This window comes from Escherichia sp. 93.0816 (genome assembly GCF_013368855.2).
GTDB classification, from domain to species: Bacteria; Pseudomonadota; Gammaproteobacteria; order Enterobacterales; family Enterobacteriaceae; genus Escherichia; species Escherichia ruysiae.
This window is the reverse complement of record NZ_JABWNC020000003.1, coordinates 1-23,652: the sequence shown is the minus strand read 5'-3', so window position 1 is coordinate 23,652 and position 23,652 is coordinate 1. Positions and strand designations below refer to the sequence as shown.

The 23,652-nt window shown below is 52.4% G+C and carries 20 protein-coding genes and 2 pseudogenes; 12 read left to right on the top strand and 10 right to left on the bottom strand.

Annotated features, from left to right (window positions below):
• Positions 1-963, bottom strand: a complete 963-nt coding sequence (gene tauA / locus HEM79_RS04850) for a taurine ABC transporter substrate-binding protein (RefSeq protein ID WP_001018421.1) — start codon at positions 961-963, stop codon at positions 1-3.
• Between the two features lie 604 nt (positions 964-1,567).
• On the opposite strand from tauA, the pseudogene HEM79_RS23155 reads away from it, so the two are divergent.
• A pseudogene (locus tag HEM79_RS23155) lies at positions 1,568-1,993 on the top strand (PIG-L deacetylase family protein); the annotation flags it as partial.
• Positions 1,994-2,170: 177 nt separating this feature from the next.
• Here HEM79_RS23155 and HEM79_RS23150 read toward each other — a convergent pair.
• Entirely contained in the window at positions 2,171-2,239 is a 69-nt protein-coding gene (locus HEM79_RS23150) for a hypothetical protein (protein ID WP_420842033.1), read from the bottom strand.
• A 24-nt stretch (positions 2,240-2,263) separates the two neighbouring features.
• Here HEM79_RS23150 and HEM79_RS04840 point away from each other — a divergent pair, with 24 nt between their 5' ends.
• The 5 genes from HEM79_RS04840 to frmA all read left to right on the top strand — a co-directional run bounded on the left by HEM79_RS04840 (position 2,264) and on the right by frmA (position 6,417).
• Positions 2,264-3,460, top strand: a complete 1,197-nt coding sequence (locus HEM79_RS04840; protein WP_021550318.1) for a glycosyltransferase — start codon at positions 2,264-2,266, stop codon at positions 3,458-3,460.
• Positions 3,426-4,019 carry an acetyltransferase gene (locus HEM79_RS04835; RefSeq protein WP_237709596.1) on the top strand — a complete coding sequence of 198 codons (594 nt, stop codon included), beginning with the start codon at positions 3,426-3,428 and terminating at the stop codon, positions 4,017-4,019. Before HEM79_RS04840 ends, HEM79_RS04835 begins: the two co-directional genes overlap by 35 nt.
• A 1-nt stretch (position 4,020) precedes the next feature.
• Positions 4,021-4,794: a YaiO family outer membrane beta-barrel protein gene (locus HEM79_RS04830; RefSeq protein ID WP_021550317.1), complete on the top strand. Its 774-nt coding sequence runs from the start codon at positions 4,021-4,023 to the stop codon at positions 4,792-4,794.
• A 203-nt stretch (positions 4,795-4,997) separates the two neighbouring features.
• Complete coding sequence (gene frmR / locus HEM79_RS04825; protein WP_001141271.1) at positions 4,998-5,273, top strand: formaldehyde-responsive transcriptional repressor FrmR; 276 nt, start codon at positions 4,998-5,000, stop codon at positions 5,271-5,273.
• 34 nt (positions 5,274-5,307) lie between these two features.
• The gene (gene frmA, locus HEM79_RS04820; RefSeq protein WP_176243068.1) at positions 5,308-6,417 is read left to right on the top strand and encodes an S-(hydroxymethyl)glutathione dehydrogenase; all 1,110 of its coding nucleotides are present in this window, start codon (positions 5,308-5,310) and stop codon (positions 6,415-6,417) included.
• Between the two features lie 57 nt (positions 6,418-6,474).
• Here the strand turns inward: frmA and HEM79_RS04815 are convergent, their stop codons facing one another.
• A complete protein-coding gene (locus HEM79_RS04815; protein ID WP_176243069.1) occupies positions 6,475-7,014 on the bottom strand; it encodes a DUF2058 domain-containing protein in 540 nt (179 codons plus the stop codon).
• Between the two features lie 62 nt (positions 7,015-7,076).
• Here HEM79_RS04815 and HEM79_RS04810 point away from each other — a divergent pair.
• The 5 genes and pseudogenes from HEM79_RS04810 to lacA all read left to right on the top strand — a co-directional run.
• A pseudogene (locus tag HEM79_RS04810) lies at positions 7,077-7,178 on the top strand (GlxA family transcriptional regulator); the annotation flags it as partial.
• A 27-nt stretch (positions 7,179-7,205) separates the two neighbouring features.
• Entirely contained in the window at positions 7,206-8,297 is a 1,092-nt protein-coding gene (lacI, locus tag HEM79_RS04805) for a DNA-binding transcriptional repressor LacI (RefSeq protein WP_176243070.1), read from the top strand.
• A gap of 122 nt (positions 8,298-8,419) precedes the next feature.
• Positions 8,420-11,494 carry a beta-galactosidase gene (lacZ, locus tag HEM79_RS04800; protein ID WP_176243071.1) on the top strand — a complete coding sequence of 1,025 codons (3,075 nt, stop codon included), beginning with the start codon at positions 8,420-8,422 and terminating at the stop codon, positions 11,492-11,494.
• Between the two features lie 51 nt (positions 11,495-11,545).
• A complete protein-coding gene (gene lacY / locus HEM79_RS04795; protein WP_000499563.1) occupies positions 11,546-12,799 on the top strand; it encodes a lactose permease in 1,254 nt (417 codons plus the stop codon).
• A 29-nt stretch (positions 12,800-12,828) separates the two neighbouring features.
• On the top strand, positions 12,829-13,449 hold the full coding sequence (gene lacA / locus HEM79_RS04790; RefSeq protein WP_176243072.1) for a galactoside O-acetyltransferase: 621 nt from the start codon (positions 12,829-12,831) through the stop codon (positions 13,447-13,449).
• A gap of 156 nt (positions 13,450-13,605) precedes the next feature.
• Here the strand turns inward: lacA and cynX are convergent, their stop codons facing one another.
• From cynX to cynT, 3 genes are read right to left on the bottom strand one after another with little or no spacing between them, the layout of a single operon-like run.
• A complete protein-coding gene (cynX, locus tag HEM79_RS04785; protein WP_176243073.1) occupies positions 13,606-14,787 on the bottom strand; it encodes a cyanate transporter CynX in 1,182 nt (393 codons plus the stop codon).
• A 5-nt stretch (positions 14,788-14,792) separates the two neighbouring features.
• A complete protein-coding gene (gene cynS, locus HEM79_RS04780; RefSeq protein ID WP_016231598.1) occupies positions 14,793-15,263 on the bottom strand; it encodes a cyanase in 471 nt (156 codons plus the stop codon).
• Between the two features lie 30 nt (positions 15,264-15,293).
• On the bottom strand, positions 15,294-15,953 hold the full coding sequence (gene cynT, locus HEM79_RS04775) for a carbonic anhydrase CynT (protein ID WP_000658632.1): 660 nt from the start codon (positions 15,951-15,953) through the stop codon (positions 15,294-15,296).
• A 110-nt stretch (positions 15,954-16,063) separates the two neighbouring features.
• Between cynT and cynR the strand changes: the two genes are divergently transcribed.
• Positions 16,064-16,963, top strand: coding sequence for a transcriptional regulator CynR (cynR, locus tag HEM79_RS04770; RefSeq protein WP_176243079.1), 900 nt, complete (start codon positions 16,064-16,066; stop codon positions 16,961-16,963).
• A 121-nt stretch (positions 16,964-17,084) separates the two neighbouring features.
• On the opposite strand, the gene codA is transcribed toward cynR, so the two are convergent.
• The 4 genes from codA to prpD form a co-directional block, all read right to left on the bottom strand.
• On the bottom strand, positions 17,085-18,368 hold the full coding sequence (gene codA / locus HEM79_RS04765; RefSeq protein ID WP_176243074.1) for a cytosine/isoguanine deaminase: 1,284 nt from the start codon (positions 18,366-18,368) through the stop codon (positions 17,085-17,087).
• Entirely contained in the window at positions 18,358-19,617 is a 1,260-nt protein-coding gene (gene codB / locus HEM79_RS04760) for a cytosine permease (protein ID WP_000076241.1), read from the bottom strand. Before codB ends, codA begins: the two co-directional genes overlap by 11 nt.
• Before the next feature lie 334 nt (positions 19,618-19,951).
• The gene (gene prpE / locus HEM79_RS04755) at positions 19,952-21,838 is read right to left on the bottom strand and encodes a propionate--CoA ligase (RefSeq protein WP_176243075.1); all 1,887 of its coding nucleotides are present in this window, start codon (positions 21,836-21,838) and stop codon (positions 19,952-19,954) included.
• 39 nt (positions 21,839-21,877) lie between these two features.
• Positions 21,878-23,329: a 2-methylcitrate dehydratase gene (prpD, locus tag HEM79_RS04750; protein ID WP_176243076.1), complete on the bottom strand. Its 1,452-nt coding sequence runs from the start codon at positions 23,327-23,329 to the stop codon at positions 21,878-21,880.
• Between the last annotated feature and the right edge of the window lie 323 nt (positions 23,330-23,652).

Sequence of the window (23,652 nt, the reverse complement as noted above, 5' to 3'; positions counted from 1 at the left end):
TTATTGCACGAAGCGCGAGGTAACGTACTGGCTGTAATCATTCGCCACGGCGGGAACTTTACCCTGCTCTTTCAAAAACTGCGCGGTGTCGATGATCGCTTTGTTCACCGCTCCGGTCAGTTCTGCCGTTTGCTGCTGCGGCGTCAGATAGGTATTTCCCTTGACCAGCCCCGGTACGTCACCTTCCGGTACGCCGCTCAAGCGCGCCAGTTTGCTGATGTTTTCCGGCTGTTTCAGCCACGCGTCCGGATTCGCAATGTACGGTTGCTGGGCATCGATGGCGCTTTTAGCGAACGCTTTCACCACCTCAGGATGTTTCTCAGCAAAATCTTTCCGCACTACCCAAACGTCCAGCGTCGGTGCGCCCCACTGCCCGACCTGTTCAGAGTCTGTCAGCACCTTGCCGTCTTTTTCCAGCGCATTTACCGCCGGCGCCCACACATAAGCACCATCAATATCTCCCCGTTGCCAGGCGGCGATAATTGCTGGCGGTTGCAGGTTCACAATCTCCACTTGCCCGGGTTTAATACCCCAGTGTTTCAGCGCCGCCAGCAGGCTGTAGTGCGTGGTGGAGATAAACGGTACGGCGATGCGCTTACCAATGAGATCTTCGGGTTTGCTGATGTTTTTCTTAACTACCAGCGCCTCGGAGTTACCCAATTTTGACGCCAGCAAAAAGACTTCAATCGGCACCTGCTGACTGGCAGCGACCGCTAACGGGCTGGAGCCAAGATTACCGATTTGCACGTCGCCAGAAGCCAGCGCCCGCACGATACTGGCCCCGCTGTCAAACTTACGCCAGTCCACGGTCGCTCCGCTCTCTTTGGCGAAGGTGTTATCGGCCTGAGCCACTTTCGCCGGTTCGGCGGAGGTTTGATACGCCACGGTGACGTTCACCGCCTGCGCCTGAAAAGTGATGAATGCCAGTGCGGCAAGAAGTGTGTTACGCGATGAAATTGCCATGATTGTCTGCTCCCCTGTCTTGTTATAGGAGCAGTATTCGCGGAGAAAATAATTTGATAAAAGAATTAATCATTATGGACAATATGTTTTTATTCTTAGCAAAAAAACGGCAAAAGATAGATGAGTTATGCATTTGCCAATCGTTTCCCTACAAAGAAATGCCACATTTCCTTTTATATGCGAATAAAAATTCAAACGATAAAAATTTATTTCATCACTCCACCAACAAGGCAACCAATAATAAATAGATATATTATTCCAATTTCATATGATGCAACCTTAAAAATCTCTTTTCCATGCTAATTCATTCACAAAGCGAATATAAAAAGTAATGGTTGATAGAAGATATTTTTTAAATGCAATTAATTGACAAACTAAATCACATCTAAATACAATATGTAAAAAATATAATCACGCTTACAAAACACACAAATACTTAACATATGATGCACACAAATCACACTTATACCGCTTACGGCCCTCCGGGCATTAATTGACCTGTTTTCAGGATTATTCTTTTTTACCGCGTGTCATTTTTAACATCTGAGTATGTTGCAGAGGATTGCCGCTCTGCATTCGTCGCGCTTTCAGCATAATAATTACAATGGAGTGTCATGAATTGGATAAGGTTTTAAATTCTGCGTTGCATTCATCAGCAGAAAAGAGGAAAGGTATCCTTGCGATTGGCGCACATCCTGACGATATTGAATTAGGTTGTGGCGCATCGCTTGCTCGTCTTGCGCAGAAAGGATTTTATATCGCCGCCGTTGTCATGACTGCTGGCGATTCGGGTGTAAGCGAAATCATCGATCGTCATGAAGAATCTCGCGAAGCATTAAAGATGTTGGGGTGTCAGCAAACTATTCATCTTAATTTTTCAGACACCCGTACACATCTGCAACTCAATGATATGATTTCCTCCCTGGAAGATATTATTAAAAATCAAATTCCTGCTGATGTAGAAATCATACGGGTATATACCATGCATGATGCTGACCGCCATCAGGATCATCTGGCAGTTTATCAGGCATCAATGGTTGCCTGCCGTACTATTCCACAGATTCTCGGCTATGAAACTCCAAGCACCTGGCTTTCATTTATGCCCCAGGTTTTTGAATCCGTAAAAGAAGAATATTTTACTGTAAAACTTGCAGCGTTAAAAAAACATAAAAGCCAGGAACGACGTGATTATATGCGTCATGAACGTTTACGTGCTGTTGCACAATTTCGCGGACAACAGGTCAATAGCGATCTGGGTGAAGGCTTTGTTATTCATAAAATGATTCTTTGAGTAGATTAAATGAAAACCTGGATCTTTATATTTATGGCCGTAGCAATATTGCTATGGTTTTTGAGTACGTTAAGGCGTAAGCCCAGCCAAAAGAAAGGCTGTATTGACGCAATTATTCCTGCCTATAACGAAGGCCCTTGTCTGGCACAGTCGCTGGAAAATCTGCTGCGCAACCCTTATTTTTGTCGGGTAATTTGCGTTAACGACGGTTCCACAGATAATACCGAAGCGGTAATGGCGGAAGTGAAACGCAAATGGGGCGATCGGTTTGTTGCTGTTACGCAAAAAAATACCGGCAAAGGCGGCGCTCTAATGAACGGCCTCAACTACGCCACATGTGACCAGGTTTTTTTAAGCGATGCCGATACTTACGTCCCTCCAGATAAAAACGGCATGGGTTATATGTTGGCGGAAATTGAGCGTGGTGCTGATGCCGTAGGTGGCATTCCCTCCACAGCATTAAAAGGCGCAGGTTTGCTGCCACATATTCGCGCTACTGTGAAACTGCCGATGATCGTTATGAAGCGCACACTACAACAGCTTTTGGGCGGCGCCCCCTTTATTATCAGCGGTGCCTGCGGGATGTTCCGTACCGATGTATTGCGTAAATTCGGTTTCTCGGATCGTACCAAAGTTGAAGATCTCGACCTCACCTGGACGTTGGTCGCCAATGGTTACCGCATTCGTCAGGCGAATCGCTGCATCGTATACCCTCAGGAATGCAACAACCCGCGTGAGGAGTGGCGTCGCTGGCGGCGTTGGATTGTGGGCTATGCGGTATGTATGCGTCTGCATAAAAGGCTTTTATTTAGCCGTTTCGGCATCTTCAGTATCTTCCCTATGCTGTTGGTCGTGATCTATGGCGTTGGGATTTATCTAACCACCTGGTTTAATGAATTAATTACCACCGGGCCACATGGCGTAATAGTGGCTATGTTTCCGCTTATCTGGGTCGGCGTAGTTTGTGTTATTGGTGCTTTTAGCGCCTGGTTTCATCGTTGCTGGTTGTTGGTGCCTTTAGCGCCACTTTCCGTTGTGTATGTATTATTAGCTTATGCCATCTGGATTATTTATGGACTTATTGCCTTTTTTACTGGACGCGAACCTCAGCGCGACAAACCCACCCGTTATTCCGCACTGGTGGAAGCGCCAACCGCTTATTCCCAACCTTCTGTCGCAGGAACTGAAAAGCTATCTGAAGCTTAATGTTAAAGAGAAAAATATTCAGATTGCTGACCAGGTGATTATTGATGAAAGTGCCGGTGAAGTTGTTATCGGTGCCAACACCCGTATTTGCCACGGTGTGGTTATTCAAGGGCCGGTAGTGATTGGTGCAAACTGCCTGATAGGTAATTATGCGTTTATTCGCCCCGGTACGGTAATCAACAATGACGTAAAAATTGGTTTTGCCACTGAAATCAAAAATGCAGTTATTGAAGCGGAAGCGATGATTGGACCGCAATGTTTTATTGCCGATTCTGTTGTTGCAAGCCAGGCATATTTGGGCGCACAGGTGCGTACCAGTAATCATCGACTGGATGAACAGCCAGTATCGGTTCGCACCCCAGAGGGTATTATCGCTACCGGCTGCGATAAATTAGGTTGTTATATTGGTCAGCGTTCACGTCTTGGCGTGCAGGTAATTATTTTACCTGGACGAATTATTTCGCCAAACACGCAACTTGGCCCGCGCGTTATTGTAGAACGCAATTTACCTACCGGAAATTATTCACTCCGGCAAGAGCTTATCCGTACAGGAGATTAAAATGATAAAACGGACGTTATTAGCAGCGGCAATCTTTAGCACATTGCCCGCTTATGCCGGGTTAACTTCCATTACCGCAGGCTACGATTTTACCGATTATTCTGGCGATCATGGCAACCGTAATTTAGCGTATGCTGAACTGGTGGCAAAAGTTGAAAACGCAACGCTGCTTTTTAATCTTTCCCAGGGGCGTCGTGATTATGAGACTGAACGTTTCAATGCTACACGCGGTCAGGGTGCTGTCTGGTACAAATGGAATAACTGGCTGACAACCCGCACGGGGATTGCCTTTGCGGATAATACGCCGGTCTTTGCTCGCCAGGATTTTCGTCAGGATATTAACCTGGCCCTGCTGCCAAAAACGCTGTTCACGACCGGTTATCGCTACACTAAATATTACGATGATGTTGAAGTCGATGCCTGGCAAGGAGGTGTATCGCTCTACACTGGCCCGGTGATCACCAGCTATCGCTATACCCATTATGACTCCAGCGATGCGGGCGGCAGTTACAGCAATATGATTTCCATGCGTCTGAATGACCCTCGCGGCGGCGGTTATACTCAACTTTGGCTTAGTCGTGGGACAGGAGCTTACACCTACGACTGGTCGCCAGAGACGCGTCACGGCAGCATGAAGAGCGCCAGTTTACAACGTATTCAACCGTTGACTGAGCAACTTAATCTGGGGCTGACGGCGGGTAAAGTATGGTATGACACGCCAACCGATGATTATAACGGCCTGCAATTCGCTGCCAATCTGACCTGGAAATTCTGATTCCTTCCGCCGCCTGCTATCCGGGCGGCAATCCCACGTGATTAGCGCCCAAACACTCTCCTTCCCTCTTCGTTTCCTCCAGACATCACCCACATTCATCGGATAAATTTTATTCTCCGGTGTTATATACTATAGGGGGGTATGCATTGACACATAGCATACCCCCCTATAGTATGTTGCGTACAGATGAGATGAGGTGCGAAATGCCCAGTACTCCGGAAGAGAAGAAAAAGGTGCTTACTCGAGTTCGTCGTATTCGGGGGCAGATTGATGCTCTGGAACGGTCACTGGAGGGTGATGCCGAATGCCGTGCCATACTCCAGCAGATCGCTGCCGTTCGGGGCGCGGCTAACGGGCTGATGGCAGAAGTGCTTGAAAGCCATATCCGGGAAACGTTTGACCGAAATGACTGCTACAGCCGCGAAGTCAGCCAATCCGTTGATGACACGATTGAACTGGTTCGAGCCTATCTTAAGTAGCTGAAACCACTACCCTATTGAGGAAAAGCGAAATATGAAATCACGTGCTGCCGTTGCATTTGCACCCGGTAAACCACTGGAAATCGTTGAAATTGACGTTGCACCACCGAAGAAAGGTGAAGTGCTGATTAAAGTCACTCATACCGGCGTCTGCCATACCGACGCATTTACCCTCTCCGGCGATGACCCGGAAGGTGTATTCCCGGTCGTTCTCGGTCACGAAGGGGCTGGCGTTGTGGTTGAAGTCGGTGAAGGTGTGACCAGCGTTAAACCTGGCGACCATGTGATCCCGCTTTACACCGCAGAGTGCGGCGAGTGCGAATTCTGTCGCTCTGGCAAAACCAACCTGTGTGTCGCGGTTCGCGAAACCCAGGGCAAAGGTCTGATGCCAGACGGCACCACACGTTTTTCTTACAACGGGCAGCCGCTTTATCACTACATGGGCTGTTCCACCTTCAGTGAATATACCGTGGTCGCGGAAGTTTCACTGGCAAAAATTAATCCAGAAGCAAACCATGAACACGTCTGCCTGCTGGGCTGTGGCGTCACCACCGGTATTGGCGCAGTGCACAACACAGCGAAAGTACAACCTGGTGATTCCGTTGCTGTATTCGGTCTTGGGGCGATTGGTCTGGCTGTGGTTCAGGGCGCACGTCAGGCGCAAGCAGGACGGATTATCGCTATCGACACTAATCCGAAGAAATTCGATCTGGCGCGTCGTTTCGGTGCCACCGACTGCATTAATCCGAATGACTACGACAAACCGATTAAAGATGTCCTTCTGGATATCAACAAATGGGGTATCGACCATACCTTTGAGTGCATCGGTAACGTCAATGTGATGCGCGCGGCGCTGGAAAGTGCTCACCGTGGCTGGGGTCAGTCGATAATCATTGGTGTGGCTGGCGCTGGTCAGGAAATCTCAACCCGTCCATTCCAGTTGGTCACCGGTCGCGTATGGAAAGGTTCCGCATTTGGCGGCGTGAAAGGTCGTTCCCAGTTGCCGGGTATGGTTGAAGATGCGATGAAAGGTAATATCGACCTGGAGCCGTTTGTAACGCATACCATGAGTCTGGATGAAATTAATGACGCCTTTGAATTAATGCATGAAGGCAAATCCATTCGCACCGTCATTCGTTATTAATATCCCGCACGTAACAAGCCGTCGCCATCCTGTTCGCGGATGGTGACGGACATATAATTACCACATCAAATCATCAGGCACCTTAAAGTCGGCATACGGATCGTCTTCATCCTGCTCTTCGGCGCTGAGTGCACTGTGCAACACAATACTGCTGGCATCACGCTGGGCGATTTTGTCGGCAACGCTTGCCGGAATAATGGCATATTCACCTTCACTATTGCCGTCAATCACCAAACGGGCAATCGCCAGACGACCATTAATCAACTGCGTTTGCGTGAGCTTATCGACAAAAATTTTCTTAATCAGATTGCCGTCGGTGAAGTTAAAACCGATATCGCCATTGGTAATGGTGATACGGTTCATTTCAATAAGCTGCTTCACCTGAGCTTTATATTCTTTCGCTAATGCCGCTTGTTTTTGTTGTTCACTAAGTTGTTTATCACGCTCAAGCTGTGCCTTTTTATTTTCTTCTACCGCCGCCCGAGCTTCACGCGCCTGAACGCGCGATTTTTTCGCCGTTCTCTCGACCTTCGCCGCTTTTTTGCTGGTGACTAATCCTGCTTTGAGCAACTGCTCTTGTAAGGTAAGTTTTGCCATCTTTATTTCCAAACCCGCTGAATAATTTTTGCGAGTATACCTGTAAATACAGTGAGTGTATCGAAGTGGACTTTCTCTCTCCTGTGACCTGGCGTCAGCATTTTAAATTTCACTTTGGTGACAGCCCTACCGGGTGGCGCAAAACCTTCTGTGGTATGGCATGATAACGCCCGGAAGAGAGTCAATTCAGGATGGTGAATGTGAAACCAGTAACGCTATACGATGTCGCCGAGTATGCCGGAGTCTCTTATCAGACCGTTTCCCGCGTGGTAAATCAGGCCAGCCACGTTTCTGCGAAAACGCGGGAAAAAGTGGAAGCGGCAATGGCGGAGCTGAATTACATTCCCAACCGCGTGGCACAGCAACTGGCGGGCAAACAGTCGCTGCTGATTGGCGTTGCCACTTCCAACCTGGCGCTTCATGCGCCTTCACAAATCGTTGCGGCAATTAAATCCCGCGCCGATCAACTCGGTGCCAGCGTAGTGGTATCAATGGTGGAACGCAGTGGCGTCGAAGCCTGTAAAGCGGCGGTTCATAATCTTCTCGCACAGCGCGTCAGCGGCCTGATCATCAACTATCCCCTGGATGAACAAGATGCCATCGCCGTAGAGGCAGCCTGCGGTCACGTGCCAGTTTTGTTTCTTGATGTCTCCGACAAATCCCCCATTAACAGCATTATTTTTTCCCATGATGACGGCGCACGGCTCGGCGTGGAGCATCTGGTCGCGTTGGGTCACCAGCAAATTGCGCTGTTAGCGGGTCCATTAAGTTCTGTCTCGGCGCGTCTGCGGCTGGCTGGCTGGCACAAATATCTCGATTGCAATCAACTACAGCCAATAGCGGAGCTTGAGGGCGACTGGAGCGCCATGTCCGGTTTTCAACAAACCATGCAGATGCTGAATGAGGGCATCATTCCCACTGCGATGCTGGTCGCCAACGATCAGATGGCGCTGGGCGCAATGCGCGCCATTACCGAGTCCGGGCTACGCGTCGGCGCGGATATCTCGGTAGTGGGATACGACGATACCGAAGACAGCTCGTGTTATATCCCACCGTTAACCACCATTAAACAGGATTTTCGCCTGCTGGGGCAAACCAGCGTGGACCGCTTGCTGCAACTCTCTCAGGGCCAGGCGGTGAAGGGAAATCAGCTATTGCCCGTATCACTGGTGACACGTAAAACCACCCTGCCACCCAATACGCAAACCGCCTCTCCCCGCGCGTTGGCGGATTCATTAATGCAGCTGGCACGGCAAATTTCCCGGCTGGAAACCGGGCAGTGAGCGCAACATAATTAATGTGAGTCAGCTCACTCATTAAGCACCCCAGGCTTTACACTCTATGCTTCCGGCTCGTATGTTGTGTGAAATTGTGAGCGGATAACAATTTCACACAGGATACAGCAATGACCATGATTACGGATTCACTGTCCGTCGTATTACAACGTCGTGACTGGGAAAACCCTGGCGTTACCCAACTCAACCGCCTTACGGCGCATCTCCCTTTCGCCAGCTGGCGAAATAGAGAAGAAGCCCGCGAGAATCGCCCTTCCCGCCAGTTGCGCTGTCTGAATGGCAAATGGCAATTTGCCTGGTTCCCCGCCCCCGAAGCTGTGCCGGAAAGCTGGCTGGAGTGCGATCTTCCTGACGCCGATACAGTCCCCGTCCCCTCAAACTGGCAGATGCACGGTTACGACGCGCCCATCTACACCAACGTAACCTATCCCATTGCGGTCAACCCGCCGTTTGTTCCCGCAGAGAATCCGACAGGCTGTTACTCGCTCACATTTAATGTCGATGAAAGCTGGCTACAGGAAGGTCAGACGCGGATTATTTTTGATGGGGTTAACTCGGCGTTTCATTTGTGGTGCAACGGGCGCTGGGTCGGTTACGGCCAGGACAGCCGTTTGCCGTCTGAATTTGACCTGAGCGCATTTTTACGTGCCGGAGAAAACCGCCTCGCGGTGATGGTGTTGCGCTGGAGTGACGGCAGTTATCTGGAAGATCAGGATATGTGGCGGATGAGCGGCATTTTCCGTGACGTCTCGTTGCTGCACAAACCAACCACGCAAATCAGCGATTTCCATGTTGCTACTCACTTTAATGACGATTTCAGCCGCGCTGTTCTGGAGGCAGAAGTTCAGATGTGCGGCGAACTGCGCGACGATCTGCGGATAACGGTTTCTTTGTGGCAGGGTGAAACGCAGGTCGCCAGCGGCACCGCGCCTCTTGGCAGCGAAATTATCGATGAGCGCGGCAGTTATGCCGATCGCGTCACGCTACATCTGAACGTCGAAAATCCGGCGTTGTGGAGCGCAGAAACCCCGAATCTTTACCGTGCGGTGGTTGAACTGCACACCGCTGACGGCGCGCTGATTGAAGCGGAAGCCTGTGATGTCGGCTTCCGCCAGGTGCGGATTGAAAATGGTCTGCTGCTGCTGAACGGCAAGCCGTTGCTGATTCGCGGCGTTAACCGTCACGAGCATCATCCCCTGCACGGTCAGGTCATGGATGAGCAGACGATGGTGCAGGATATCCTGCTGATGAAGCAAAACAACTTTAACGCCGTGCGCTGTTCGCATTATCCGAACCATCCGCTGTGGTACACGCTGTGCGACCGCTACGGCCTGTATGTGGTGGATGAAGCTAATATTGAAACCCACGGCATGGTGCCAATGAACCGCCTGACAGATGATCCGCAGTGGCTGCCAGCAATGAGCGAACGCGTAACGCGGATGGTGCGGCGCGATCGTAATCACCCGAGCGTAATTATCTGGTCGCTGGGGAATGAATCAGGCCACGGCGCTAATCACGACGCGCTGTATCGCTGGATTAAATCTGTCGATCCATCACGTCCGGTGCAGTATGAAGGCGGCGGAGCCGACACCTCTGCAACCGATATTATTTGCCCGATGTACGCGCGCGTGGATGAAGATCAACCCTTCCCGGCAGTACCGAAATGGTCAATCAAAAAATGGCTTTCGCTGCCAGGTGAGTTGCGCCCGCTGATCCTCTGTGAATACGCCCACGCGATGGGTAACAGCCTCGGCGGCTTCGCTAAATACTGGCAGGCGTTTCGTCAGTACCCTCGTTTACAGGGTGGCTTCGTCTGGGACTGGGTGGATCAGTCACTGATTAAATATGATGAAAACGGCAACCCGTGGTCGGCCTACGGCGGTGATTTTGGCGATACGCCAAACGATCGCCAGTTCTGCATGAACGGTCTGGTCTTTGCCGATCGCACGCCGCATCCGGCGCTGACGGAAGCAAAACACCAGCAGCAGTTTTTCCAGTTCCGTTTATCCGGGCGAATCATCGAAGTGAACAGCGAATACCTGTTCCGTCATAGCGATAACGAAATCCTGCACTGGTTGGTGGCGCTGGATGGCAAACCGCTGGCAAGTGGCGAAGTGCCTCTGAATGTCGCCCCGCAAGGTAAACAGTTGATTGAATTGCCTGAACTGCCACAGCCGGAGAGCGCCGGGCAACTCTGGCTAACAGTACACGTAGTGCAACCGAACGCGACCGCATGGTCAGACGCCGGACACATCAGCGCCTGGCAACAGTGGCGTCTGGCGGAAAACCTCAGTGTGACGCTCCCCTCTGCGCCCCACTCCGCCCCGCAATTGACCACCAGCGAAACGGATTTTTGCATCGGGCTGGGTAATAAACGTTGGCAATTTAACCGTCAGTCAGGTCTTCTTTCACAGATGTGGATTGGCGATGAAAAACAACTGCTGACGCCGCTGCGCGATCAGTTCACCCGTGCGCCGCTGGATAACGACATTGGCGTGAGTGAAGCAACGCGTATTGACCCGAACGCCTGGGTAGAACGCTGGAAGGCAGCGGGACATTACCAGGCAGAAGCGGTGTTGTTGCAGTGCACGGCAGATACGCTTGCCGACGCGGTGCTGATTACGACTGTCCATGCGTGGCAGCATCAGGGGAAAACTTTATTTATCAGCCGGAAAACCTACCGGATTGATGGACACGGTGAAATGGTCATCAGTGTGGATGTTGAAGTGGCAAGCGATACGCCGCATCCGGCGCGGATTGGTCTGACCTGCCAACTGGCACAGGTCGCAGAACGGGTTAACTGGCTGGGGCTGGGGCCGCAAGAAAACTATCCCGACCGCCTGACTGCGGCCTGTTTTGACCGCTGGGATCTGCCATTGTCAGAAATGTATACGCCGTACGTCTTCCCGAGCGAGAACGGTCTGCGCTGCGGGACGCGCGAATTGAATTATGGCTCACACCAGTGGCGCGGCAACTTCCAGTTCAATATCAGCCGCTACAGCCAACAACAACTGATGGAAACCAACCATCGCCATCTGCTGCACGCGGAAGAAGGCAGCTGGCTGAATATCGACGGTTTCCATATGGGGATTGGTGGCGACGACTCCTGGAGCCCGTCAGTGTCGGCAGAATACCAACTGAGCGCAGGGCGCTACCATTACCAGTTGGTCTGGCGTCAAAAATAATAATAACCGGGCAGGCCATGTCTGCCCGTATTTCGCGTAAGGAAATCCATTATGTTCTATCTAAAAAACACAAACTTTTGGATGTTCGGCTTATTCTTTTTCTTTTACTTTTTTATCATGGGAGCCTACTTCCCGTTTTTCCCGATTTGGCTACATGACATCAACCATATCAGCAAAAGTGATACGGGTATTATTTTTGCCGCTATTTCTCTGTTCTCTCTGTTATTCCAACCGCTGTTTGGCTTGCTTTCTGACAAACTTGGACTGCGCAAATATCTGCTATGGATTATTACCGGCATGTTAGTGATGTTTGCGCCATTCTTTATTTTTATCTTTGGCCCGCTGTTACAATACAATATTTTATTGGGTTCGGTTGTTGGCGGTATTTATCTTGGCTTTTGTTTTAACGCCGGTGCGCCAGCAGTAGAAGCATTTATCGAGAAGGTCAGCCGCCGCAGTAATTTCGAATTTGGTCGCGCGCGGATGTTTGGCTGCGTTGGCTGGGCGCTGTGTGCCTCGATTGTCGGCATCATGTTCACCATCAACAACCAGTTTGTTTTCTGGCTGGGTTCTGGCTGTGCACTCATCCTCGCTGTATTGCTCTTTTTCGCCAAAACAGATGCCCCTTCTTCCGCCACGGTTGCCAATGCCGTAGGAGCCAACCATTCGGCATTTAGCCTTAAGCTGGCGCTGGAACTGTTCAGACAACCCAAACTGTGGTTTTTGTCGCTGTATGTTATTGGCGTTTCCTGCACCTACGATGTTTTTGACCAACAGTTTGCTAATTTCTTTACTTCGTTCTTTGCCACCGGTGAGCAGGGTACGCGGGTATTTGGCTATGTCACAACAATGGGCGAATTACTTAACGCTTCGATTATGTTCTTTGCGCCACTGATCATTAATCGCATCGGCGGGAAAAACGCCCTGCTGCTGGCTGGCACCATTATGTCAGTACGTATTATTGGCTCATCGTTCGCCACCTCGGCACTGGAGGTGGTTATTCTAAAAACGCTGCATATGTTTGAAGTACCGTTCCTGCTGGTGGGCTGCTTTAAATATATTACCAGCCAGTTTGAAGTGCGTTTTTCAGCGACGATTTATCTGGTCTGTTTCTGCTTCTTTAAGCAACTGGCGATGATTTTTATGTCTGTTCTGGCGGGCAATATGTATGAAAGCATCGGTTTCCAGGGCGCTTATCTGGTGCTGGGTCTGGTGGCGCTGGGCTTCACCTTAATTTCCGTGTTCACGCTCAGCGGCCCCGGCCCGCTTTCTCTGCTGCGTCGCCAGGTGAATGAAGTCGCTTAAGCAATCAATATCGGAACGGAATAATCGTAATGAACATGTCGATGACAGAAAGAATAAAAGCAGGAAAGTTATTTACCGATATGTGCGAAGGCTTACCTGAAAAAAGACTTCGTGGGAAAACGTTAATGTATGAGTTTAATCACTCGCATCCAGCGGAAGTTGAAAAAAGGGACAGCCTGATTAATGAAATGTTTGCCACGGTAGGGGAAAATGCCTGGATAGAACCGCCTGTCTATTTCTCTTACGGTTCCAACATCCATATAGGCCGCAATTTTTATGCAAATTTCAATTTAACCATCGTCGATGATTACACGGTAACGATCGGTGATAACGTACTGATTGCACCCAACGTTACTCTTTCCGTTACCGGGCACCCTGTACACCATGAATTAAGAAAAAACGGAGAGATGTACTCTTTTCCGATAACGATTGGCAATAATGTCTGGATTGGGAGTCATGTGGTCATTAATCCAGGCGTCACCATCGGGGAAAATTCGGTTATTGGCGCGGGTAGTGTCGTCACAAAAGACATTCCGCCAAACGTCGTAGCTGCGGGCGTTCCCTGTCGGGTTATTCGCGAAATAAACGACCGGGATAAGCACTATTATTTCAAAGATTATGAGACTGATGACAAAAGCAAAATTGCCTGATGCGCTACGCTTATCAGGCCTGCAAGTTCAGTGCTCTACGTAAGCCGGATAAGGCGTTCACGCCGCATCCGGCATGAACAAAGCGATGGAACAAATGTCGGATGCGCCACTGGGCACATCCGACATTTTCCATCATCTGGCGAAACAAGCGTCGCCTCATGCCTCTTTGACCCACAGCTGCGGAAAACGTGCCGGTGCAAATCGCAGGGTTATGATCATCAGCCCAACAACGCACAGCGCATGAAACACCCAGTCCATCAGGTAATTGCCGCTGATACTACGCAGCACGCCAGAAAACCAGGGGGAAAGCCCGGCGATGATAAAGCCGATCCCCTGCATAAACGCCACCAGCTTGCCAGCAATAGTCGGTTGTGGAGAGTGGTCGAGAGCCAGCAGCAAACAGAGCGGAAACGCGCCGCCCAGACCTAAACCACACACCATCGCCCACAATACCGGCAATTGCAGTGGCAGCCAGATAAAGCCACAGAAACCAACCAGTTGTAACGCCAGTGCCAGCATCAAAAGTTTGCGCCGATCCTGATGGCGAGCCATGGCAGGCATCAGTAACGCCCCCACAGCTTGCCCAAGCGTCATCAACGCCAGCAAGGAGCCGCTGTACTGCGCGCTGGCACCAATCTCAATATAGAAGGCGGGTAACCAGGCAATCAGGCTGGCGTAACCGCCGTTAATCAGACCGAAGTAAAGCCCCAGCGTCCAGGCACGAGGAGTGAATACCACACGAACCGGAGTGATTGTCGTGTTATGAGATGAAGAGGCCTGGTGATTGCTCTGCCACCACCAGGCAAAGAGCGCAACAGCGGCAGGCAGCGCCCACCAGGCGAGTGTTTGATACCAGGTTTCACTGTGTTGGACTAACCAGGGCGTCAGGGCAGCACCAAGTCCACCACCGCCCATTAATGCCGCAGACCACAGCCCCATCACCAGTGGCGTGCGCTGCTGAAACTGCCGTTTAATCACCGAAGGCATCACCGCCTGAATGATGCCGATTCCCACCCCACCGAGCAGTGCGCTGCTGAGCAGCAGCGCACTTTGAGGGTAAAGCTCACGCATCAATGCACCGACGGCAATCAGCACCAGGCTGATGGCGACGCTGCGACGTTCGCTGACATGCTGATGAAGCCAGCTTCCGGCCAGCGCCAGCCCGCCCATGGTGACCACCGGCAGAGCCGTCAACAGGGCTGCCACGCTAAAGCTCATTCCACTCGCCTGACGCAACTGCGGTAGCAGTGGTCCGACGGAGGTGAGCAGTGGTCGCATATTAAGACCAATCAGCACCAGAACCAGCAGCATTGTGAACGTCTTTTGATGGTCGCGCATGGCTGTCAGAACGGTTTGGTCGGCAGATATTTGCCATCTAAAGTGATGACCGCGCGTTCGCCACCTTCCGGATCCGCCACCTTCTTGACGTCGAGTTTGAAGTTAATCGCGCTGATGATCCCATCGCCAAACTTCTCATGAACCAACGCTTTCAGAGTGGTGCCGTAAACCTGCAACATTTCATAGAAACGGTACATCGTTGGGTCGGTTGGAACACGGTCATCAATGCAGCCACGCAGCGGAATCATCTGCAACAGTAGAATGGCGTCTTCGTCGAGATCCAGTTTCGCCCCAACCAGACGGGCAGCGTCGGCAGGAAGCGCCTGCTGCCCCAGCAAAGCAGCGGTCACGAAGGCTTCTGCCAGACCGGTGCCGTCGGCAAGCTCGGCAAATGAGAGATCTTTTTTAGCTTTGCTGAGCAAAATAGCATCGGCAAGATCAAGACGAATATTGCGGTTAATTTGCGACTGAATCATGGTAAATCTCCTGATGGATTAAAAGTATGGTTACGCTGCAGCTTGCTGGCGTAGCGGTATGGCACAAACGCCGGGATTGGTTGCCAGTGGCACGAACTGGCGGGTTGCGCCGTCAAAGGCTGCGATGCTGCCGCTTTCAATGTCGTAGACCCAGCCATGCAGGGCTATCCGCCCCTCTTCGAGCGCCAGGCGCACCGATGGATGCGTTTGCAAATTAGCCAACTGAGCAATGACGTTTTCACGCACCATCGCCGCAGCTTTGGACGGTAAATCGCGATGCGGGCGCGCCTCATTAACGACGCGGGCAGAATCGGCATAACGCAACCAGTGGGAGACGGCGGGCATATGATCCATGCACTGACAGCTGGCAATGGCGGTCATCGCGCCACAGTTTGAATGACCACAAATCACAATGTCGGATACCCGAAGCGCAGCAACGGCATATTCCACCGAAGCCGAAACACCACCGGGTTCTGGCCCGTAAGAAGGGACGATATTGCCCGCGTTGCGAATAACGAACAGATCGCCGGGTTCACGTTGCGTCACCAGCTCAGGAACCAGACGGCTATCGGAGCAGGAAATAAAAAGTGTGCGCGGACTTTGTTGTGTCGCCAGCTTTTTAAACAAGGCTTCCCGCTCAGGAAATGCTTCGCGCTGGAATTTAAGGAATCCGTCAATAATCTCTTTCACCGTTAATCCTCTGTCTGTCTCTGGAATGAGAGGCAGACTACTCGCCGATTGCCATAAGGTAAAAGACTCATTTATGATGAGTTCTATTGGATTTACTTATAGGTCGGCAAATGCTCTCTCGACATATCAATTATTTTCTTGCCGTGGCTGAACATGGCAGCTTCACCCGTGCCGCCAGTGCGTTGCACGTCTCCCAGCCTGCGCTTTCCCAGCAGATTCGCCAGTTAGAGGAGAGTCTGGGTGTGCCGCTGTTTGACCGTAGCGGGCGAACAATACGTCTCACCGATGCGGGGGAAGTCTGGCGACAGTACGCCAGCCGGGCATTACAGGAACTGGGAGCGGGTAAACGGGCAATTCATGATGTTGCCGATCTGACGCGAGGATCGCTGCGTATCGCCGTCACCCCCACCTTTACGAGCTACTTTATCGGCCCCTTAATGGCGGATTTCTATACGCGTTACCCCGGCATCACGCTCCGGCTACAGGAAATGTCGCAGGAGAAAATCGAAGATCTGCTTTGCCGCGACGCGCTGGACGTTGGGATTGCTTTCGCGCCTGTGCATTCACCGGAGCTGGAGGCAATTCCTTTACTGACAGAAAGTTTAGCGTTGGTGGTGGCGCAACATCATCCGCTGGCTGAGCATGAACAGGTAGAACTGAGTCGCTTGCATGATGAAAAACTGGTGCTGCTCAGCGCGGAATTTGCCACCAGAGAGCAAATTGACCACTACTGCGAGAAAGCGGGGTTACATCCACAGGTGGTCATTGAGGCGAACTCAATTAGCGCGGTTCTGGAGCTGATTCGCCGCACTTCCCTTTCCACATTGTTACCAGCAGCGATTGCCACACAACATGACGGGCTTAAAGCTATTTCTCTTGCCCCGCCACTACTGGAGAGAACGGCGGTTTTGTTGCGGCGGAAAAATAGCTGGCAGACAGCCGCCGCGAAGGCATTTTTGCACATGGCGTTGGATGAATACGCGGTTGTTGGCGGGAATGAATCACGGTAGCCACTGACACAGGTCAGTGGCTGGAATTGCATGATACGCTACGCTTATCAGTATCTACGAGTTTAGTGCAAGGCGTTCACGTCGCATCCGGCATAAACTACGCTCGCTGTAACCCAGGCAATCACCGTTTGTAATCGATGGCTTCTGGCTGCTCCAGATATACGGTGGTTTGTGCCGGTTGCGTGCAGGCAATCACCTTACCGCCACGTACTGAATAGCGCACCGGAACCTGACGGCGCAGCGCATCAAATCCATTTTCAGCCGGCAGGATAATCAGGTTGGAGCTGTTTCCGGCGGCAATGCCGTAATCCTGCAAATTCAACGTCCTGGCGCTGTGGTGGGTGATTAAATTCAGGCCATCGTTAATCTGCCCGTAGCCCATCAGCTGGCAAACATGTAGCCCCATATGCAGCACTTGCAGCATATTCGCCGTTCCCAGCGGATACCACGGATCGAAGACATCATCGTGACCAAAGCAGACGTTAATGCCGGACTCCAGCATCTCTTTAACGCGCGTGATGCCGCGACGTTTTGGATACGTATCGAAACGCCCTTGCAGATGAATATTGACCAACGGGTTGGCGACAAAGTTAATACCGGACATTTTCAGCAAGCGGAACAGGCGCGAGGTATACGCCCCGTTATAGGAGTGCATTGCCGTGGTGTGGCTGGCGGTGACTCGCGCGCCCATGCCTTCACGGTGCGCCAGGGCAGCAACGGTTTCGACAAAGCGCGACTGTTCGTCATCGATCTCATCACAGTGAACGTCGATCAGACGGTCGTATTTTTGCGCCAGGGCGAAGGTTTTATGTAGCGACTCCACGCCGTATTCGCGGGTAAATTCAAAATGCGGAATAGCCCCAACAACGTCTGCCCCTAAGCGTAACGCCTCTTCCAGCAACGCTTCACCGTTGGGATACGACAAAATCCCTTCCTGCGGGAAGGCGACGATTTGCAGATCAATCCACGGCGCGACTTCCTGCTTCACTTCCAGCATCGCTTTTAGCGCAGTCAGCGTTGCGTCCGAAACATCGACATGGGTACGCACATGCTGAATGCCGTTGGCAATCTGCCATTTCAGCGTTTGCCAGGCGCGTTGTTTCACATCGTCATGGGTTAATAACGCTTTGCGCTCGGCCCAGCGTTCAATGCCTTCAAACAGCGTGCCGGACTGATTCCAGTTCGGTTGCCCTGCGGTTTGCGTGGTGTCCAGGTGAATATGCGGCTCCACAAACGGCGGTAAAACTAAACCTTGTTCGGCATCCAGGCTGTTTTCAGATACGGGCATCACGCCGGATTGCGCATCAATGGCGCTGATTTTTCCGTCCTGCAGATGAATCTGCCACAGCCCCTCTTTACCGGGCAACCGGGCATTAATAATGGTTTGTAAAGCGTTATTCGACACTGTTAGCCTCCACATGCGTCATTGCTGCTGTCGTTTTACGATTTAAAATCGGGTTAAGGATCAGATAGCTCAGCGCGCCACCTAATACCGCGTTGACCGGAACAATTCCCGGTAACCAGTGGCCTGCAGCAATCCCCAAGGCGACCGCCAGAATCGCCACCCAATTGACACTCATCATACGCGTGGTCGCAAAGTGCTCATAGCGGCGACGGTTCATCAGATAGTCGGCGATGATCACGCCGCCAACCGGAGGAATAGCTGCCGAAAGGAAAGTCAGCCAGCCGACAAAATTGTTATACAGCCATAATGCGCAGACCGTACCGATAATACCGTTAATCACCGAAAGGGTTTTGCTCGACATACCGGTAATGTTGGCGAAACCTAAGCCCGACGCATACAGCGCGTTATCGTTGGTGGTCCAGATATTCAGTCCCAGCACCACAATCGCAGGCAGCAGCAGACCCTGAGCAATCATTACATCAGAGATATCCGCCATCCCCAGCGCCGCAGCTCCCGCTGCACCGAAAATAAACATCAACGAGTTGCCGAGGAAAAAGGCCACCATCGCCACCAACACCGCCAGTCTGGCATTGCGACCAAACCGGACAAAGTCAGCGGTGAGCGTGCCCGCGCTGATAAATGACCCCACAACCAGCGCCAGCGCGACATTGAAATCTAACGGTTGTGCGGGAACGACCGCTTTTAATGCGTCCAGGCCGCCCATGCCGTTAACGGCCAGCCACACGGAATAACCGCCAAGGCAGGCGATCGCCGGAACCGCAATTACAGACAGAACCGTCAGCGCCGAAATGCCAAAGAAGACGGTGACGGTCATCAGTAAACCGGAGACGGCAATCAGCAAATTAATATCCAGCCCGGTAGCCTTGCCCACCGGAATAGCAAACATCGCCACGCCAACGCCAAACCAGCCAACCTGGGTGCCGCCCAGCAGCAGTGAAGGCAGCCATGAGCCTTTAACACCAAACGAGAAGCGAGCAAGAAGATGGGTGGTCAGGCCGGTTTTTGCGCCAATGTAACCAAGAAATGAAGTGTAAATACCGAGGAGAAGATTGCCGATGAGAACTGCGAGGAAGAAATCATGATAGCTAAGACCGGTTCCGAGAGTGCCGCCGGTCCACATACTGGCGGAAAAGAAGGTTAACCCCAGCATGACGAACGTCAATGCCAATACCCCTTTGCGCGCCGACTGCGGGACTGGCCCCTGGCTAAAGTTGTTATCTTGCGACACGAAATTCCTCCGTTTGCTGTTTGAAACCCAAAAAATCCGCCGCATTCTATTCATCTGAAAATAAAAAGCAATCGTTTCCGTGGTGGAATATATTTTTTATATGAATGAGTGTGAAAAGGTGGGGGAAAAATTATCTACGGTTCAGGCCTGTAGGCATGATAAGACGCGTAAGCGTCGCATCAGGCATCTAAGCACGGCTGTCGGATGCGGCGCGAGCGCCTTATCCGACCTACCGATCGGGCACAGGCTCGTAGGCATGATAAGACGCGTAAGCGTCGCATCAGGCATCTAAGCACAACTGCTGGATGCGCCACGCGACGCATCCGACAATAACCTACTCTTCCATCGCCTGGCGGATCTGATCCAGCGACGCTGGATCATCAATGGTCGTCAGATCCCCAGGATCGCGTCCTTCGCAAATTGCCTGGATCGTACGGCGCAGCATTTTTCCGGATCGCGTTTTTGGCAATTGCGAGACAAACCAGACGTGCGCCGGGCGGCCAAAGTTGCCAATCTGGCTGTCCACCAGCGCCATAATCGCCTTCTCTTGCGAATGCGCCACATCACGATCTTCCAGACTGTCGCTCTCTTTCGGAATGACAAACGCCACCGCCACCTGCCCTTTCAGCGCATCTTTTACCCCTACCACCGCTACTTCGGCAACGCCCGGATGACTGGAAATACTCTCTTCGATCTCGCGCGTCCCCAGCCGATGCCCGGCAACGTTAATCACATCGTCGGTACGCCCGAGAATAAAGTGATAACCGTCACCGTCGCGGATACCCCAGTCAAAAGTGGCGTACACCGGACGGGAAAACAACGACCAGTACGTCTTCACAAAGCGGTCGTCGTCGCCCCAGATGGTCTGAATACACCCCGGCGGCAATGGCCCTTCCACCACCAGCATCCCTTTCTCATTGACGCCGCACGGTTCACCGGTGACTTCATTGAGCAACTGCACGTTATAGCCATACATTGGCACGCCGGGGCTTCCCAGACGCGTCGGTCTGTCGTCCAGACCGCGAGCAATCGCCATAATCGGCCAGCCGGATTCAGTCTGCCAGTAGTTGTCGATGACCGGCACATCCAGCGTATTGCTCACCCAACTGGCGGTCGGCTCGTCCAGCGGCTCCCCCGCCAGATAGAGCACTTCCAGCGACGAGAGATCGTGTTTGCGAATTTCAGCAGTAGGGAATTTTTTCAGCACGCGAATGGCGGTCGGCGCTGAGAACATCCGGCTCACCTGATATTTCTCGACGATTTTCCACCACACGCCGCAGTCAGGCCATGTCGGCAATCCTTCGTAAACAATGGTCGCCATCCCCGCCAGCAGCGGCGCGTAGACGATATACGAATGCCCCACCACCCAGCCGATATCCGACGCGCAAAAGAACACGCCGCCCGCTTTGCCGCCAAAAATGGTTTCCATCGAGGTCGCCAGCGCCACCGCATAACCGCCGACGTCACGCTGCACGCCTTTAGGTTTGCCGGTCGTGCCGGAGGTGTAGAGAATGCAGGAGGTTTCGTTGGATTCCAGCCACGCCACCGGCACCCGCGCGCCGATGTGTTGATGGCGCAACGACGCGAAATCGACATCCCGCCCGCTGACGCGCGCCATTTTCGCCAGCCCGCGATCCACCAGCAAAACATGGCGTGGCTGGTGCTGCGCCTGACTTATCGCATCGTCGAGCAATTTTTTATAGGGAATGATTTTGCCACCGCGCGCTCCGGCATCAGCCGAGACAATCAGCACCGGTTTAGCATCATCAATCCGCGCCGCCACGCTGTGCGAGGCAAATCCACCAAACACCACCGAGTGAATAGCGCCAATGCGCGCGCAGGCCAGCAACGTAATATGCGCTTCGGCAATCATCGGCATATACACCAGCACCCGATCGCCACGCTGCACACCCAGCGAGCGCAGCATGGACGCCGCCGCGTTCACTTCGTCATACAACTGGCGAAAGGTAAAGGTGCGCTCTTCTTCTGTCTCCGAAGAGACGGCAATCAATGCCAGCGCCTCTGGCTGTTTCTCCAGCCAGCGGTCGATGGCGTTGTGGCACAAGTTGGTTCGCCCCTCACAAAACCAACGGGCAAATGGCGGGTTGCTGTGATCGAGCGTTTGCGTAAAGGGCGTCTGCCAGTCAATACGCTGAGCCTGCTCAGCCCAGAACTGCTCCGGTTCGTTAATCGAACGCTGATAAAATTCGCTAAAAGACATAATGCTCTCCTGTTGAACTTACGCCTTACCGCTGTTTGCTTAAATGACGTACAGGTCGAGATACTCATTGACCGGCATCTGTTCGAGGCGAGTTCTGTCGAGAGAAACGTCCAGAATGCGCTGCTGCTGGCGAGTCGGGAACTGGCGCGCGAGGTTGATTTTGAATTTATCGACCAGTTTCGGAATGCCATCCTGACGGCGACGGGCATGACCAATTGGGTACTCCACCACCACTTCTTCAAATCGCGTGCCGTCGGTGAACTCAAGGGTTATGGCATTGGCGATGGCGCGTTTTTCCGGGTCGTGGTAGTCAGCGGTAAACGCCGGATCTTCAAAGCAATTGATCTTCTCGCGCAGGGCGTCGATACGTTTATCTTGCGCAACCTTGTCTTCGTAATCTGCCGCCGTTAAACGCCCGAACAGCAGCGGGATCGCCACCATGTACTGAATGCAGTGATCGCGGTCTGCCGGGTTATTGAGCGGCCCTTTTTTGTCAATGATGCGAATACAGGCTTCGTGGGTACGAATGGTCACTTTTTCGATATCAGCCGCCGTTTTGCCTGCTGCCTGCATCTGCTCATAGAGCGTCATCGCCGCTTCAACTGCCGTCTGGGAGTGGAACTCCGCCGGGAAGGAGATTTTGAACAGCACATTTTCCATGACGTAGGAACCATACGGGCGCTGGAAGCGGAACGACTCGCCTTTAAAGCAGACGTCATAGAAGCCCCACACCGGCGCGGTCAGGGCTGATGGGTAACCCATTTCGCCGGTTTTCGCCATCAGCGCCAGACGTACCGCGCGGGATGTGGCATCACCTGCTGCCCAGGATTTACGTGTGCCGGTGTTCGGCGCATGACGGTAGGTGCGCAGCGACTGACCGTCCACCCACGCCAGCGAAACGGCGTTGAGGATTTCCTCGCGGGTCAGGCCGAGCATTTCGGCGACCACGGCGGTGGAAGCCACTTTCACTAACAGAACGTGGTCGAGGCCGACGCGGTTAAAGGAGTTTTCCAGCGCGATGCAGCCCTGAATCTCATGGGCTTTGATCATTGCGGTCAGCACCTGTTTCATGGTCAATGGCGCTTTACCGCTGGCGACCGCGTTGCGCGAAAGCCAGTCCGCCGTTGCCAGAATGCCGCCGAGGTTGTCGGAAGGATGGCCCCACTCCGCCGCCAGCCAGGTATCGTTGAAATCGAGCCAGCGGATCATTGCGCCGATGTTAAATGCCGCCTGGACGGGGTCGAGCTGAAACTGAGTTCCGGGGACGCGCACGCCGTTAGGTACGACGGTGCCGGGGACAATTGGCCCCAGCAGTTTTTTACAGGCCGGGTATTCGAGAGCTTCCAGACCGCAGCCGAGGGTGTCGAGCAGGCAGTAATGGGCGGTGTCGTAGGCCACTCTGGAGCTGATTTCGTAGTTCATCACGTAATCGACGATATCAACGATTTCACGATCAAATTCCGGGCGGATGTTGTTGATTTGAGCTGACATTGGGTACGTTTCCTTCGGATTTTTTATAAAGTTAAAGTGGTTATTTTTTTACTCTGTTATCGAGGGTGAGTGTTTGCTTCTGAGCTGGCCTTTCCCCTCACCCTAACCCTCTCCCCAAAGGGGCGAGGGAATTGTTCGTGCTCCCGGTCAAATGGGGCGCGTTTTTCCCCCTCTCCCTTCCAGGGAGTGGGCCGGGGCGAGGGGACTGTCCGTGCACTCGGTCAAAATAGAGCGCGTTTTTCCCCCTCTCCCTTCCAGGGAGTGGGCCGGGGCGAGGGAATTGTTCGTGCTCCCGGTCAAATGGGGCGCGTTTTTCCCCCTCT

Coding starts and splice junctions, on each gene's coding strand:
- tauA (WP_001018421.1), bottom strand. CDS start 963: ATGGCAATTTCATCGCGTAACACACTTCTTGCCGCACTGGCATTCATC.
- HEM79_RS04840 (WP_021550318.1), top strand. CDS start 2,264: ATGAAAACCTGGATCTTTATATTTATGGCCGTAGCAATATTGCTATGG.
- HEM79_RS04830 (WP_021550317.1), top strand. CDS start 4,021: ATGATAAAACGGACGTTATTAGCAGCGGCAATCTTTAGCACATTGCCC.
- frmR (WP_001141271.1), top strand. CDS start 4,998: ATGCCCAGTACTCCGGAAGAGAAGAAAAAGGTGCTTACTCGAGTTCGT.
- frmA (WP_176243068.1), top strand. CDS start 5,308: ATGAAATCACGTGCTGCCGTTGCATTTGCACCCGGTAAACCACTGGAA.
- HEM79_RS04815 (WP_176243069.1), bottom strand. CDS start 7,014: ATGGCAAAACTTACCTTACAAGAGCAGTTGCTCAAAGCAGGATTAGTC.
- lacI (WP_176243070.1), top strand. CDS start 7,206: ATGGTGAATGTGAAACCAGTAACGCTATACGATGTCGCCGAGTATGCC.
- lacZ (WP_176243071.1), top strand. CDS start 8,420: ATGACCATGATTACGGATTCACTGTCCGTCGTATTACAACGTCGTGAC.
- lacY (WP_000499563.1), top strand. CDS start 11,546: ATGTTCTATCTAAAAAACACAAACTTTTGGATGTTCGGCTTATTCTTT.
- lacA (WP_176243072.1), top strand. CDS start 12,829: ATGAACATGTCGATGACAGAAAGAATAAAAGCAGGAAAGTTATTTACC.
- cynX (WP_176243073.1), bottom strand. CDS start 14,787: ATGCGCGACCATCAAAAGACGTTCACAATGCTGCTGGTTCTGGTGCTG.
- cynS (WP_016231598.1), bottom strand. CDS start 15,263: ATGATTCAGTCGCAAATTAACCGCAATATTCGTCTTGATCTTGCCGAT.
- cynR (WP_176243079.1), top strand. CDS start 16,064: ATGCTCTCTCGACATATCAATTATTTTCTTGCCGTGGCTGAACATGGC.
- prpE (WP_176243075.1), bottom strand. CDS start 21,838: ATGTCTTTTAGCGAATTTTATCAGCGTTCGATTAACGAACCGGAGCAG.
- prpD (WP_176243076.1), bottom strand. CDS start 23,329: ATGTCAGCTCAAATCAACAACATCCGCCCGGAATTTGATCGTGAAATC.